This is a genomic window from Pseudoalteromonas qingdaonensis (assembly GCF_038739665.1).
Taxonomy (GTDB): Bacteria; Pseudomonadota; Gammaproteobacteria; order Enterobacterales; family Alteromonadaceae; genus Pseudoalteromonas; species Pseudoalteromonas qingdaonensis.
Genome location: NZ_JBCGCU010000006.1, coordinates 65,421 through 79,937, shown reverse-complemented (window position 1 = coordinate 79,937; position 14,517 = coordinate 65,421). Strand labels below are relative to the sequence as shown.

10 protein-coding genes are annotated in these 14,517 nt (G+C 49.0%); 6 read left to right on the top strand and 4 right to left on the bottom strand.

Annotated elements, in window-relative coordinates; genetic code table 11:
• Nucleotides 1-53 precede the first annotated feature (53 nt).
• From WCN91_RS07220 to WCN91_RS07210, 3 genes are all read left to right on the top strand, one after another.
• A complete protein-coding gene (locus tag WCN91_RS07220; protein WP_342677684.1) occupies nt 54-1,772 on the top strand; it encodes an NAD-dependent malic enzyme in 1,719 nt (572 codons plus the stop codon).
• A gap of 436 nt (nt 1,773-2,208) precedes the next feature.
• Nucleotides 2,209-3,282 (top strand): sensor histidine kinase, encoded by a 1,074-nt coding sequence (locus tag WCN91_RS07215; RefSeq protein ID WP_342677683.1) that lies wholly within the window; start codon nt 2,209-2,211, stop codon nt 3,280-3,282.
• Nucleotides 3,279-4,106, top strand: a complete 828-nt coding sequence (locus tag WCN91_RS07210) for a LytR/AlgR family response regulator transcription factor (RefSeq protein ID WP_342677681.1) — start codon at nt 3,279-3,281, stop codon at nt 4,104-4,106. The genes WCN91_RS07215 and WCN91_RS07210 overlap by 4 nt, the downstream gene beginning before the upstream one ends.
• 29 nt (nt 4,107-4,135) lie before the next feature.
• Here the strand turns inward: WCN91_RS07210 and WCN91_RS07205 are convergent, their stop codons facing one another.
• Both WCN91_RS07205 and pyk read right to left on the bottom strand, forming a co-directional pair.
• A complete protein-coding gene (locus tag WCN91_RS07205) occupies nt 4,136-5,125 on the bottom strand; it encodes an ATP-dependent 6-phosphofructokinase (protein WP_342677679.1) in 990 nt (329 codons plus the stop codon).
• Between the two features lie 38 nt (nt 5,126-5,163).
• A complete protein-coding gene (gene pyk, locus WCN91_RS07200; protein ID WP_342677677.1) occupies nt 5,164-6,600 on the bottom strand; it encodes a pyruvate kinase in 1,437 nt (478 codons plus the stop codon).
• Nucleotides 6,601-7,052: 452 nt separating this feature from the next.
• Between pyk and gndA the strand changes: the two genes are divergently transcribed.
• The gene (gene gndA, locus WCN91_RS07195) at nt 7,053-8,426 is read left to right on the top strand and encodes an NADP-dependent phosphogluconate dehydrogenase (RefSeq protein ID WP_342677675.1); all 1,374 of its coding nucleotides are present in this window, start codon (nt 7,053-7,055) and stop codon (nt 8,424-8,426) included.
• Between the two features lie 76 nt (nt 8,427-8,502).
• Here the strand turns inward: gndA and ansA are convergent, their stop codons facing one another.
• Together ansA and sppA are read right to left on the bottom strand one after the other, a co-directional pair.
• Entirely contained in the window at nt 8,503-9,513 is a 1,011-nt protein-coding gene (ansA, locus tag WCN91_RS07190) for an asparaginase (RefSeq protein WP_342677673.1), read from the bottom strand.
• 85 nt (nt 9,514-9,598) lie between these two features.
• On the bottom strand, nt 9,599-11,464 hold the full coding sequence (gene sppA, locus WCN91_RS07185) for a signal peptide peptidase SppA (RefSeq protein WP_342677671.1): 1,866 nt from the start codon (nt 11,462-11,464) through the stop codon (nt 9,599-9,601).
• A 209-nt stretch (nt 11,465-11,673) separates the two neighbouring features.
• Here sppA and WCN91_RS07180 point away from each other — a divergent pair, with 209 nt between their 5' ends.
• On the top strand, nt 11,674-13,644 hold the full coding sequence (locus WCN91_RS07180; RefSeq protein WP_342677669.1) for an FAD-dependent oxidoreductase: 1,971 nt from the start codon (nt 11,674-11,676) through the stop codon (nt 13,642-13,644).
• 142 nt (nt 13,645-13,786) lie between these two features.
• A complete protein-coding gene (locus WCN91_RS07175; RefSeq protein WP_342677843.1) occupies nt 13,787-14,476 on the top strand; it encodes an HvfX family Cu-binding RiPP maturation protein in 690 nt (229 codons plus the stop codon).
• Nucleotides 14,477-14,517 lie beyond the last annotated feature (41 nt).

Genomic DNA, 14,517 nt, shown 5'->3' with positions numbered 1-14,517 from the left:
ACCCTCAAGGGGCAATAATATCAGGCAATTGTATTCTGCGCTAAGTAGGCATCATGACTGATAAATCATCTGCACCGCACACACAAATCAGCGATTCAAATTATCTTTATATTCCATATTCCGGCCCCACTCTGTTAGAAACGCCCTTGCTCAATAAAGGCAGTGCTTTTACCCAGCGTGAGCGTGAGAGTTTTAACCTGGTTGGCTTATTGCCGCCACGCTTTGAAACCATCGAAGAGCAGGCGGAGCGTTGTTATCAACAATACTCCAGCTTTCGCGATAACCTTAATAAGCATATCTACTTGCGTGCCATTCAAGATAATAACGAGACTTTGTATTACCGCTTGGTACGGGATCATATCGACGAGATGATGCCCATTATCTATACGCCAACCGTGGGCGATGCGTGTGAGCAGTTCTCCGATATTTATCGCAGTTCACGGGGCTTATTTATCTCTTATGAAGACAGACACAATATCGATGACATTCTTCGCAACGCCACCAAGGGCAAGGTGAAGGTGATAGTGGTTACCGATGGCGAGCGTATTTTGGGCCTCGGCGATCAGGGTATCGGCGGTATGGGTATTCCCATTGGTAAATTGTCTCTGTACACAGCCTGTGGCGGCATTAGCCCGGCTTATACCTTGCCGGTGATGCTGGATGTGGGCACTAATAGCGAAAAGCTGTTGAACGACCCCATGTATATGGGCGCCCGCCACCCGCGTATCAGTCAAACGGAATACGATGAGTTTCTCGATCTCTTTATCAAAGCGGTTAAGCGTCGCTGGCCTAATGTGATGCTGCAGTTTGAAGATTTCGCTCAGCCTAACGCCATGCCACTTCTAAAACGTTACCGTGATGAGATCTGTAGCTTTAATGATGATATCCAGGGCACAGCCGCTGTGACTGTGGGCACCTTGCTGGCCGCTTGTCGAGTAAAAGGCACCAAGCTGAGTGAGCAAAAGGTAGTGTTTGTTGGCGCCGGCTCTGCGGGTTGTGGCATTGCCGAGCAGGTTATCAGCCAAATGGTGTCTGAAGGTATCAGCGAGGCCCAGGCGCGCAGTCAAATTTACATGGTTGACCGTTTTGGTCTGCTGGCCGAAGGCATGGAAGGGTTGCGTGATTTCCAACAGGCGCTGATGCAGTCTCAGGAGAATCTGGCGCAGTGGCAATACAGCGGCGATTATCCATCCTTATTGGACGTGATGAATTGCGCCGAGCCGGGCATTCTTATCGGTGTATCGGGCCAACCTGGTCTCTTTAGTGAGCAGGTTGTACGTACCATGGCAGAAAATAATCCACAGCCGATTATCTTCCCACTGTCGAATCCGTCTAAGCAGGTTGAAGCCCACCCTCAGGATGTACTTAACTGGACCAAGGGCCAGGCCATTATTGCCACCGGCAGCCCGTTTGGCACCATTAGCTATGAGGGCAAGGATTACAACATTCCTCAGTGTAACAACAGCTATATTTTCCCTGGTATTGGTTTGGGCGTTATTGCCATTAAAGCCAAACGGATTAGCGATGAAATGCTGATGGCCGCCAGTGAAACCTTAGCCTCGAGCTCGCCTTTGGCCAACTCAGGTGCGGGCAACTTGCTGCCGCCATTGACGCAAATTGAAGCCTTGTCTAAGCGCATTGCCTTTGCGGTGGCCAAGGTAGCCATTGAGCAGGGTGAGGCACTGGAGGTCAGCGATGAGGACATTATTAAAGCCATAGATAAGAACTATTGGCACCCTGAATATCGCAACTATAAGCGTGTGAGTATTTAAGCTCCGCCTTATAAGTAAACGCCGCACCCACAGTGCGGCGTTTTTGCGTTGAAGGAAAGGTTAGATAAGACCAAATACAGTGCCTTTTGAGTCGGCTTTATTAATAATGATGTTAGATAAGTATGCAGCGCGCATGGATATTGTGGCGAGGCTAAGGGTCTGTTGACCTTTGTTGTTTGTTTCTGCAGCGGTTTGTAGTGGATTTATACAAGGCGGCACATGTGTGGTGTAGTTATTCTACATGAACATGTAACAACACAGAAGAAATGCGCTACAAGCGCTGCCCTATGGGTTCATCTAAACGAATCCTGCTCTGTGTTGCTCGCTATGAACATAGAATGACTATGCATCATAACGAGCGTCGTGATCAGAATGCGTTTAGATTGAACATAAAGTAAACCACAAAGAAAAACAGACCCAAGGAGTTTAGTGAATTTTGAATTGGCAGCAATTAGTCGATAATCGCCAGCGTTTTTTCTGGGTACTGCAAATCGCCGGATGGATTGGCTATGCCCTGGTTAACTACATAGGTTCCAAGGTCTTTGAAATGCGTGATATTTACGTGTTTGTGATCTTACTTAATGCCTATGCCGGGTGCCTGATGACGGTACCGCTGCGCTATTTGTACCGCCGGGTGTGGAATGCCAAACCCTGGATTTTGGTGCTGGTGGTGTTTGGGGTGTCCTATATCACAGGAACCCTGTGGTCTGTAGTGCAAAAGTTTAACCTATGGGAAATTTACCGCCACGGTTATCGCCCTGATGAGTGGTTTTACTATTTTCAGCAGGGCCTTGACTCGGTTTATATTATTTTATGTTGGAGCGGTTTGTATTTTGGGATCAAATACTACCAGCTCTTACAGGGTGAACGACAAAAGGCGCTTAAGGCCAATACTATGGCCCATGAAGCGCAATTAAAAATGCTGCGTTATCAGCTCAATCCGCATTTTTTGTTTAATACTCTCAACGCCATATCAACCTTGATCTTGGTAGAGGAAAACAAGGATGCCAACAAGATGGTATCGCGATTAAGTGACTTTTTGCGCTATACGCTTAACACAGATCCCATTAAAAAAGTGGCTTTAGAGCAGGAATTACACGCTCTAAGCCTGTATTTAGATATTGAGCGGGTGCGCTTTGACGACCGCTTGGCTGTGCAGATGGATATCAGTGACGAGGCCAGAGGAGCCTTGGTGCCGAGCCTTATTTTGCAGCCGTTAATTGAAAACTCGTTGAAATATGCCATAGCGCAAATGACCCAAGGTGGGGTGATCAGCGTCAAGGCTCAGGTGTTTGCCAAGGAATTGTTGCTTGAGGTCAGTGATAACGGCCCGGGCACAGAGCTTAAAGATGGGCAGTTGCTGCACGCCGGTGGCGTTGGCATAGCTAATACCAAGGATAGATTGAAGACACTTTACGAGAACAATTATTCATTTGTATTATCAGGGAATACGCCGACTGGTTTAACCGTCAATATTCGTATCCCTTTTGAGAAGGCAGTAACAGAGTGAATACCATAAAAACCCTGATCGTCGATGACGAGTCCTTAGCTCGTAAGGGCTTGGCCGTACGTTTGGCGCAACTCGATAACATAGAAGTCATCGAGCAGTGCGCTCAAGGTGCAGAAGCGGTGGCCTTGTGTCAATCGCAAAGGATAGATTTGGTGTTTTTGGATATTCAGATGCCAGGAATGAACGGCTTTGAGGTGGCGGATGCGCTAGCGCACTTGCCCACCGAGCAGCAACCCCTTGTGGTGTTCGTTACCGCCTTCGATCGCTATGCCGTGCAGGCCTTTGAAGTACATGCGCTCGATTATGTGCTCAAACCTGTGGATGACGACAGACTAAAACAGGCGGTGGAAAAAGTGCAATCACATCTAAAAACACAACAAGATAATATTCATAAGAAAAAGCTGGCCAGTTTTGTGGCCGGGATCACAGGTAATAACTGTGAAGAAATTCTTAAGAAATTAGCCAGCGGTGACAGCTTGGAAACCAAGCGCTACCCGGAATCATTGGCGGTGAAAGAGCAGGGTGAGATCATCCGTGTGTCCACCAATAGCATTCAATGGGTGGATGCCGCCGGTGATTATATGTGTCTTCACTGTGGCGACGGACAAACTCATATCCTGCGTAAAACCATGAAAGAGCTGGAGCGTGAGCTTGACCCAGGTTTGTTTGTACGTGTTCACCGCAGCGCCATCGTCAATTCAAAACAGATCAGCAAGCTGGTGACTCAGGTCAGTGGTGAATACCTGCTGGTATTAAGTAACGGTCAAGAGCTGAAAGTTAGCCGTAGCTACCGTGATAAGGTCAAGGCAGCTTTGGCTAACTAAGCATAGCTAAAGCTTGGTTAGGGCTTAGTTTAGAGTCGATACTGCTTTAACCGGGCCACAAAGTCCTTATTACGGGTTTGTGTATTGGCGGTATCGGCAAAGGGGATGGTGGTGATGGCATTATTTTTTATGCCGACCATCACACCACCGGTGCCCATGGCTAATTGCTCAATTGCAGCGACCCCTAACTGAGTCGCTAAAATACGATCTCCCGCAACTGGCGCACCGCCGCGTTGTACATAGCCTAAAATAGCGCTGCGACTATCGACTCCTGTGTATTCGCTGAGCTGATCGGCCAATTGCTGCGCGCTGATACTTAACGAGTGTTCGGCCATCACCAGCACATAACTAGGGTGTTTATCCTGGCGCAGTGACTGTGCCATTTCTTCTTTTAGCTCGTCAAGAAAGGCCTGCTCATCCTCAATCAGTTCTTTGCAGATGATCTGCTCGGCGCCACTGGCCAATCCCGCTTCCATAGCCAAAATGCCGCAGTCACGACCCATTACCTCAACCACAAAGGTGCGTTCAAAGGCCTGAGCGGTATCGCGGATCTTGTCTATGCAATCGAGCGCCGTATCTATGGCGGTATGAAAGCCAATGGTGGCCTCTGTGCCATTGATATCATTGTCTATGGTGCCGGGAATGCCGATGAGCTGCCCTTGCCAGTGCTCTTGCAGCGCCTGGGCGCCCTTAAAGCTGCCATCGCCACCGATCACTACTAAAGCATCGATATGACATTTACGCAGGCTGTTGGCCGCTTGGAGTATACCTGCTTCACTGAGCATTTGTGGGCAACGGGCTGATTTTAAAATGGTGCCGCCGCGGTGGATGATGTCGCCGACATTGGCGGCGCTAAGCTCGGTATAGTCTTCATCTATCAGGCCATTATAGCCGCCGTAAAAGCCGACAACCTGATACTCATGGGAGAGGGCGTGCAGGGTTAGGGCACGGATTGCCGCATTCATGCCGGGGGCATCGCCCCCGGATGTGAGTATTGCGACGCGTTTCAATTTAGACATAAGTTATTGCGTCTGTTGCTTAAACCTATGCTTACTATTTATTGAACGGTGACAATTTTCAAGGTATTTGTGGCACCAACGGTTTCCATCATGTCGCCATGGGTGAGGATCACAGTATCACCTTGCTGCAAGTCGCCAAGCTCAACTAAGCGCGACAGCGCCTGATTGGCGATTTCTTCTTTCTCATACAGGCTGGAATCGAAGTGTACCGGGTAGACGCCGCGATACAGGGCAGACTGACCTAGCGTCTTTTTATGGCGCGACAGCGAATAAATAGGCAGGCCAGATGAAATACGTGACATCAGCTTGGCGGTATTACCTGATTCTGTCAGCGCCACAATGGCTTTAACCGTACCCAGGTGGTTGGCCGCATACATGGCGGACAGGGCAATGGTCTCGGCATTGTCGGCAAACATGCTGTCGAGGCGGTGTTTAGAAATATGGGTTTCTTTTTGCGACTCGGCGCCTAAACAAACGCGCGCCATGGTGGCTACGGTTTGCTCTGGGTAATCACCAGCAGCGGTTTCCGCCGATAGCATCACCGCATCTGTGCCGTCTAATACCGCGTTGGCAACGTCCATTACTTCGGCGCGGGTCGGCATAGGATTGTCTATCATGGACTCCATCATCTGCGTGGCGGTGATCACCACACGGTTTAAGGAGCGGGCACGATTGATAATAGTCTTTTGTTTACCAACCAGTTCGGCATCGCCAATTTCTACACCCAGATCGCCACGGGCAACCATGACCGCATCGGAAGCCAAGATAATATCGTCGATGGCTTCAACGCTTTCTACCGCTTCGGCACGTTCAATCTTGGCTAATAGCTGAGCTGTAGAGCCGGCTTTTTCGGCCAAAGAGCGCACATAGCGCATATCTTCGCCACTGCGGGGGAAAGAAACGGCGATGTAATCAACGCCAATTTTGGTGGCGGTGATCAAGTCTTCTTTGTCTTTATCGGTAAAGGCGGGCGCCGTTAAGCCGCCGCCTAAGCGGTTGATACCTTTATTGTTTGACAACACACCACCGACCTTAACGATACAGTGCACCTTGTTGCCTTCAACATGATCTACGGTCAATTGAATGAGACCGTCGTTGAGCAGGAGTAAATCGTCGGTTTTAACGTCTTGGGGTAATTCTTTGTAGTCGATCCCCACGGCGTTAACATCGCCTTGCTCCGGGCCTAAGTCCGCATCAAGAATAAATTTTTCACCCGGGGTCAGAGTAACCTTGCCATCTTTAAAGGTGGAAACGCGAATTTTAGGGCCTTGTAAGTCGGCGAGAATGGCCACGTGCACGCCTAAGCGGCTGGCGATATCACGTACCGCATCGGCACGCTCTTGGTGATCGGCGGCTTTACCGTGGGAAAAGTTTAAGCGCACCACATTGGCGCCGGCGCGGATGATTTTTTCTAGATTATTGTCTCTGTCCGTTGCCGGACCTAGGGTGGCCACGATTTTCGTACGTCTAAGCATTAAAGTCTCCCGTAGGCAGTTGCTTAATAGCAGGATAGCAAACTCTGACTTGAACACAGCTCGGAGTCCGCTTTTTACTTATTTTTTACTATTTATATGTCGGTAGTATGACACCGGTGTCAGATGCAGTCAATTGTGCTATAATCGCGGGCTGACTCCTTTATGCAATGATATCAGGGTAATTTGATATAATTCCAAGGCGGGGATTGAATGGTGTCTCTTTTTCCCTATAATGCCCGCCGTAATCAGGTTATACACCCAATTTTTAAAGGTGGTCAACCCGCGTCCCGAGCATTTAAGTGCTAACTGGGATAATAATTAAGATTTAGAGCCAGGCTCTATAAGAATTATTAATCCAATTAGTGAGTTAGGCTCTAACGTTAACAATAATATGTTGTTGCACCCATGGGTGTTTTAGACCAGTCACACGTTTATACCGAGGAGGAAACTCGATGCAAGTAGCATTAGTAGGTCTGGGAGTGATGGGCAAAAATCTTGCTTTGAACTTAATTGAAAAAGGGCTCACGCTCGTTGCTTATGATACAAATCCAGACGCTGGTGAAGAGTTACTCAGCTGCGCCAAAACGCAAGGAACGGCCGAGCGCTTGCATATAGTCTCAGATCTTCATGATATGGTGCGCCGTTTAGAAGCGCCGCGTTCTATCCTGTTATTGGTTCCTGCCGGTGAACTGGTTGATCGCGTATGCCAAGACCTGGTTGATGCGGGTGTGGGCAAGGACGACATTATTGTCGATTGCGGTAACAGTAATTATAAAGACGGCATAGCCCGTAAGCTTAAATACCAGAACAAATTTGAATTCGCTACCATGGGTATTTCCGGTGGTGCTGAAGGCGCACGTCATGGCCCAGCCATGATGGCCAGTGGCTCAGAGGGCGGCTGGGAGCGTATCGAGTCTTCATTTGAAAAAGTGGCGGCCAGCTACAATGGCGAGTCTTGTTTTGCCCGTGTGGGTCAATCCGCCAGCGGCCACTTTGTAAAAATGGTACATAACGGCATTGAATATGCGTTGATGCAGTTAATCGCCGAGATTTACCAATTACTACGCTTGGGTGCGGGTAAAACACCACAGCAAATCGCTGAGATTTTCGATACCTGGTCTGAGGGCGAACTGAATAGCTATCTGCTGGCTATTTCCAGTCATATTCTTAAACTTGAAACCACAGACGGCAAGGCGCTTGTTGATTTAATCGATAACAAGGTTGGCGCTAAGGGCACCGGCTTGTGGACGGCGCAAAACGCCTTGGAGCTGGGCATTGCCGTACCTTCATTGGTAGCCGCGGTGCAAGCCCGTCACCTTACCAATACAGGTGACACCCATGCTGCAAAAGAAATGACTTATGCGGCTAAGGCCACAGAACGTCTTGATATCGACTTGGATGAGTTAAAAGATGCTTTCCATCTGGCGAGCCTGTTATGTTATCGCCAAGGTCTGGCGCTGATCAAAGGTGCATCGCGCGCCCATCAGTGGAAGGTAGACCTGGCTAAAACGCTGCAAACCTGGCGTGCCGGCTGTATTATCCGTGCCGATTATCTGGATCAAATTGCCGAGGGCGTAGAGTTTATCGATACCCTGGACACACAAGTTAAAGCGCTGCGTCGTATTACCGGTGCTGCGGTGAGCACAGGTCTGGCGTTCCCGGTACTGAGCGCCACACAAAACTATTTAGCAACCTTAAGCACGCCAAGTAATGGTCACCTGGTGCAGGCGCAACGGGACTACTTTGGTGAGCATGGCATTAAGACCCACAGCGGTGAGGTATGTCACCTTACAGATCTAGTTGAGATTGATGCCAAGGTTCGTTAATCGCCAAGATTAAACGCACATAGATAAAAGCCCCGCACAGTAACTTGCGGGGCTTTTTTATGATTTAAATTGGTAGTTAACGGCTTAACTCGCCGCGCAAATTATCCTGCATTAGGTGACGTATGCTTTGCGCCGAGAGCTGCTTGCTAAGTAAATAATGCAGCTTGGTTAAACAGGCTTCCAAGGTCATATCAAAACCGCTAATAACGCCTACATTCAACAACGCATTGCCGGTGGCATAGCCGCCCATATTTACTTGCCCTTGCAAGCATTGAGTAAGGTTGATAACCACTATGCCACGCTCATTGGCGTTGGCTAGAAGCTCTAAGAACTCATGGTTTTGCGGTGCGTTACCGACGCCAAAGCTCAATAAGATAAGGGCCTTAATATCGTCGTTTATTATCGAGCCGACCACATCGGCGCTGATCCCAGGGTATAAGTGCAATACGGCAATGGCTTGTGGGGTAATCCGTGAGACCTGTAATTCATTGTCGATATAAGGGCTGAGCAGGCCTTCAATCAGGCGAATATTAATACCGGCTTTGGCTAAGGGCGCCATATTAGGGGAGTCGAAAGCATTAAAGCCATCGGCATGTATCTTGGTTGCCCGGTTGCCGCGGAAAAGCTGATTGTTAAAGAAGAGGCTTACCTCGGCAATGGGATAATTCGCCGCCAAATACATGGCGTTTAACAGGTTAACCTGGCCGTCGGAGCGCAGTTGCGACAAGGGGATTTGCGAGCCGGTCACTATTACAGGCTTGGTCAGGTTTTCAAACATAAACGACAGCGCCGAGGCCGTGTAGGCCATGGTATCTGTGCCGTGCAATACCACAAAGCCATCATAGTCATGGTATTTGGCCTGGATATCGTCGGCTATCATCTGCCAATGAGCAGGTGACATATCGGAAGAGTCGATAAGGGGGCTGTATTCTTCGATATCGAACAGCGGCATTTCATCGCGGTTAAATTCAGCACTGTTTTTAACCGTTTCGGTCAGGTAGCCGGCGGCGGGAATAAAGCCCTGGCTTGATTTCTTCATGCCTATGGTACCGCCGGTGTAGGCGATATAAATACGTTTACGTTTCATAAAAAAGCCCGATAAATGCTATCGGGCTAAGTATACATGCTGTGGCGCCGTGACTAAATGTGGCGCCAGGATTTATTTACGAAAATTAATTCGTTATGGCACATACCAAGCAGCGGGCGTAGATACCGTCAGGATCATTGAAGGCTTTAAGCGAGTTCACCTGTTGTTCAATTTGCTCAACAAAATTATCGAACTGCATGGCCGCACCTACGCTGGCACTTTGCGGTGCTTGCTTAGCAACCAATGACTGCACCGCGGCATTGCCAAATAGGTTTTGAATGAAAATATCCTGTGGCGATAACGGCTGCTCAATAAGCTGCACATCATAGTGCTGTAAACTTGCCAGTTTAGCGGCGGCGCTAATGGCGGCCTGCTTGTCGCCAAGTTGGTCAACCAAACCCAGTTGCTTCGCTTGAGTGGCAATCCAAACACGGCCCTGTGCGATTTGATCTACTTCTTCAAGAGATAGGCCGCGAGACTCCGACACTACTTCTAAAAAGCGAGAGTAGGCATTTTCCACACTCATTTGAATGGCTTGCGCCAGTTTATCGTCCAGGCCAAGCAATACCGATGAGCCTTTTAGCTCCGTGGTGCCAACACCATCTGAGTAAACACCTAGTTTTGCAGCGCTGTTCTCAAAGGTCATTATGGTGCCAAAGACGCCGATAGAGCCGGTAATAGTGCTTGGCGCTGCCCAAATTTCATTGGCGGCACTGGCTATCCAATAACCACCTGAGGCAGCCACTGAGCCCATGGAGGCAACCACTGGCTTGCCTGCTTCTTTAAGGGCAATCACTTCACGGCGAATAAGCTCGGAAGCAAACATGCTCCCGCCGCCTGAGTCGATACGAAGCACTACGGCCTTAACGCGATCATTATTACGAGCTTCACGCAGTAGGGCAGCTGTGCTGTCGCCGCCGATCTCACCGGCCTTACGGTGACCGTCGACTATGGTGCCTTTAGCCACAATAACCGCCACTTTTTCAGATAAAGGGTTATCCACTGCAATAGGCAGCTTAAAGGTAGCCAGATAATCGTTGAAGCCGATTTGACGGAAGCTCTTACCTTTTTCATCAAGACCAACCAAGTCGATCATCTGTTGGCGCAGCTCTTGATTATTTTTAAGCGCGTCGACCCAGCCGTTTTGTAGCGCGTATTCGGCGCTGTTGCCATTTACTTTCTCAAGTTTGGCAAGGTAGGCATCCAGGCTTTCATCAAAGTTGCTTTGCTCAAAACCACGCAGGGTCGCGATTTCGTCTTTATATTGCTGCCATAGGTGCGAAAGCCATTCTTTGTTCGCTTCTTTAGCCGCTTGCGACATATCGTTGCGGATCAGCGGCTCTACCGCCGACTTAAAGGTACCCACGCGGAACACGTGTTGGGTGATCTTCAGCTTGTCCAGCGCATCTTTAAAGTAAACAGGGTAGACACCAAAGCCTTCGATAGACACGCCGCCATAAGGGTGTAGGTTAATTTCATCGGCGTGAGCGGCAAGATAATACTGGCTCTGGGTGTAATAGTAGCCTGTGGCGATTACCGGCTTGCCCTGAGCTTTAAAAGCATCAATGGCTTTGGCAACGGCCGCCAGCTTATTGATATGAGCGCCACCTAGGTTTTGCACGTTCAATAGCATGGCTTCAATGCGCTCATCATTTGCGGCCTTGTTGATCACATCAACCACATCATCAACCAGGATTTCGGCCGGCTCATCTTGAGGGCCCATGGATTGAGCAAGGGCGGCATCGAGTGGGTCTACATAGCGCTTTTGTTCGACCAGGTTGCCATTTAGGTTTAGGTTAAGCACCGCGCCCTTGGGAACCATGATCTCGCCATCGTCGCTGGTAATCGATGCGATCACGACGATAACTAAAGCTATAAAGATGAGGTTGACCACCAGGCGGCGGGAAAAGTTAATTCCATCCCAAGTGGCTTTTACTACTTTTTTAATCAAAATCAGACCCTTAATATTAAAATCTGCTCTACACCTAGTTTAGACTTCCATATTAGCCCAAAGACTTCAAAACTTTAAACAGAAAAAAGTAACTAAGTGTTTACAGTTATCTTTGCTTTCACCAAGGGCGCTGTCGAATCTACTTGCCGCTTAAGTTAAAAATCGCTACTCTCAAACAGGTATGACCAGATTAGTTAAAGAGGATAGCCATGCTAGAACAAGCATTAGAATTAGCGCATGGGCAAATACGAAATCGCCTAGTAATGGGCTCTATGCATACAGGATTAGAAGAAGGGTGGCATAACCGTAAGCGCCTGGCGGCGTTTTATGAGGAGCGTGCTAAAGGTGGTGTGGGCCTGATTATTACCGGCGGTTATAGCCCTAATATTCGCGGCAAGCTGACGCCCATATCCTCATCTTTTAATACCCTGTTCGATGTGCTCAAACATAAAAAGTACACTCAGGCGGTGCACAAGCACGGCGGTAAAATCTGCTTGCAACTGCTGCACGCCGGCCGCTATGGCTATCATCCTTTTAACTGTGCGCCGAGCGCCATTAAATCACCTATTACTCCCTACGCTCCTAAGGCCATGAGTTTGGGCATGATCAAAAGCACCATTAAAGACTTTGCTAACAGCGCCCGTTTGGCTCAGCAGGCTGGCTACGATGGCGTTGAGATCATGGGTTCTGAGGGTTATCTGATCAATGAATTTATGGCGCCTCATACCAATAAGCGCAGCGATGAATATGGCGGCGATAACACAGCTCGTATGCGCTTTGCCAAGGAAATAGTCGAGGCAGTGCGCGCTCAGGTGAGCGATAAATTTATTATCGTTTTTCGTTTGTCGGTGATGGACCTTATTCCTAACGGTTCAACTGCCGAGGAAGTCACCGAGCAGGCCAAGGTATTGGCTGCGGCCGGTGTTGATATCTTTAATACGGGCATCGGCTGGCACGAGGCCAGGGTACCGACCATAGCTTCTATGGTTCCACCTGGCGCTTTTCGTGAGGCTTCGCAGCGTTTAAAAGCGGCCACCGACAAACCTGTAATAGCCGTTAACCGTATAAACACCCCAGATATAGCCAATGAGATCCTAAGAGCTGGTCAGGCTGATATGATCTCCATGGCCCGTCCCTTATTGGCCGACCCGGAGCTTTTCAATAAGTATGTGCAGCAGCGAAGCGAGCAGATCAACATCTGTATTGGTTGTAATCAGGGCTGTTTAGACCATGTATTTAAAGGTCAGCGCGCCACCTGTTTGGTGAACCCTTTGGCGGCATTTGAGCTTGATTTAGCCATTGAAAAGGCAGCGAAAAGTAAAAATGTGCTGGTGGTTGGTGCCGGTCCTGCGGGTCTGGCTGCTAGTATTTATTTGCGCCAGCGCGGCCATCAGGTCACATTAATTGAGCGCTCAGATACGCTAGGCGGCCAGTTTAACCTGGCCATGCGTATTCCCGGCAAAGAAGACTTTCAGTTAGCGCTTAAGTATTTCAGCGAAGAAGTGGTGCGTCAGGGTGTGCAGTTACATATGAACACCGCCTATGACGCCTCAATGCTAAATGATTATGACGATATCGTTTTTGCTTGTGGCGTGTCACCAAGGCAGGCGAGCTTCCCATGTGAGGATGGCAAGCGGGTTTATAGCTATGATGAGGTGATCCGCGGCGAAGTCGAGCTAGGCTCTCGCATTGCCATTTTGGGCGCTGGCGGGATCGGCTTTGACATGGTGGCGTTTTTAACCGAAGAGCATCATCAGAGCATTGCTAACTTTAAGGCGCAGTGGGGCATAGAGCAGCCGGTTGAGTTGCATAAGAGCGATAAGAAACTTTATATGCTCAAACGTAGCAGTGGACGTTTTGGTGCAGGGTTAGGCAAAACCACAGGCTGGATCCATCGTCAGGTGGCCAAAATGCACGGTGTCGAGCAAATTGCTGACTGCCAATATGAGCGCTTCGATGCTCAGGGCCTGCATATCAGTGTGGCCGGTGAAGCTAGAGTGTTGGATGTAGATACAGTGATCGGCTGTATCGGACAAACCTCTAATGACACCGAGCTTCAACAGGCCGAAAAAGGTGCAGGAAAAGCCGATTTACACGTTATTGGCGGCGCCAAGCTGGCGGCAGAAATTGATGCCAAGCGCGCCATTAAGGAAGCGCTTATGCTGGCGCGGGAGATTTAATTTACCCGCTTACACAGCTTTTTTATCAATGCCGCCTAGTTGCGGCATTTTTTATGTCTTAAATATTTTTTGTTCTAAAAGCAGGGGAATGCGGGTCTTTGTGCTATATCAATAGATGTTAACCGATAGACAAGGCCGCTTTATGAACACCCGAGTTCCTCCCACTTCTCGTGTTTCCTCACCTAGATTATTTGAGTCTTTCGATGGCTTAGCGCCCTTGTTAATGCGCTTAATTTTGGCACCTGTGATGATCATCGCCGGATACAGTAAATTAAATTTGGGCAATGGTGACTTGCCTTGGTCACAACGTCTGCTGGCAGACTCGAATGTAGTGGCCTGGTTTGGCAACAGCGATTGGGGTTTAGGTTTACCCTTTGCCGATGTGCTTGCCTTATTAGCCGGTTGGGCCGAATTTGCCGGAGGTTGGTTATTGCTTATCGGCTTGTTTACGCGTTTGGTGGCCATTCCCTTGATGATCACTATGGTGGTGGCGGCCACAACGGTGCATTGGGATAACGGCTGGTTTGCCATTACGCCAACGGATACGCAAACAAGCCCGGCGCGAGTGCTTAATTGGGTTGGCATCGATGGTGCGAAAGAAAGCCTGGAGAATTCAAATGCAGCCAAAGTACGCTTGGAAACCATCAAGGTGCTGGTGGCAGCGAATGGTCAGCCCGAATACCTCTATGAGCGCGGTAATATTGTGATCCTCAATAGTGGCATTGAGTTTGCCGCCATTTATTTTGTTATGTTGTTATCCCTGTTTTTTGTCGGCGGCGGCCGTTATGTGAGTTTGGACTATTATTTGGCGCCGCGACGCAGGCGCACATAATACTTGCTTAGGCGGCTTTTCCCTTATCAGCCTGGGGCGAC

What these genes read in the sequence shown, in the direction of transcription:
- WCN91_RS07220 (WP_342677684.1), top strand. Translation starts at nt 54, where the DNA reads ATGACTGATAAATCATCTGCACCGCACACACAAATCAGCGATTCAAAT.
- WCN91_RS07205 (WP_342677679.1), bottom strand. Translation starts at nt 5,125, where the DNA reads ATGTCTAAATTGAAACGCGTCGCAATACTCACATCCGGGGGCGATGCC.
- pyk (WP_342677677.1), bottom strand. Translation starts at nt 6,600, where the DNA reads ATGCTTAGACGTACGAAAATCGTGGCCACCCTAGGTCCGGCAACGGAC.
- gndA (WP_342677675.1), top strand. Translation starts at nt 7,053, where the DNA reads ATGCAAGTAGCATTAGTAGGTCTGGGAGTGATGGGCAAAAATCTTGCT.
- ansA (WP_342677673.1), bottom strand. Translation starts at nt 9,513, where the DNA reads ATGAAACGTAAACGTATTTATATCGCCTACACCGGCGGTACCATAGGC.
- WCN91_RS07180 (WP_342677669.1), top strand. Translation starts at nt 11,674, where the DNA reads ATGCTAGAACAAGCATTAGAATTAGCGCATGGGCAAATACGAAATCGC.
- WCN91_RS07175 (WP_342677843.1), top strand. Translation starts at nt 13,787, where the DNA reads ATGAACACCCGAGTTCCTCCCACTTCTCGTGTTTCCTCACCTAGATTA.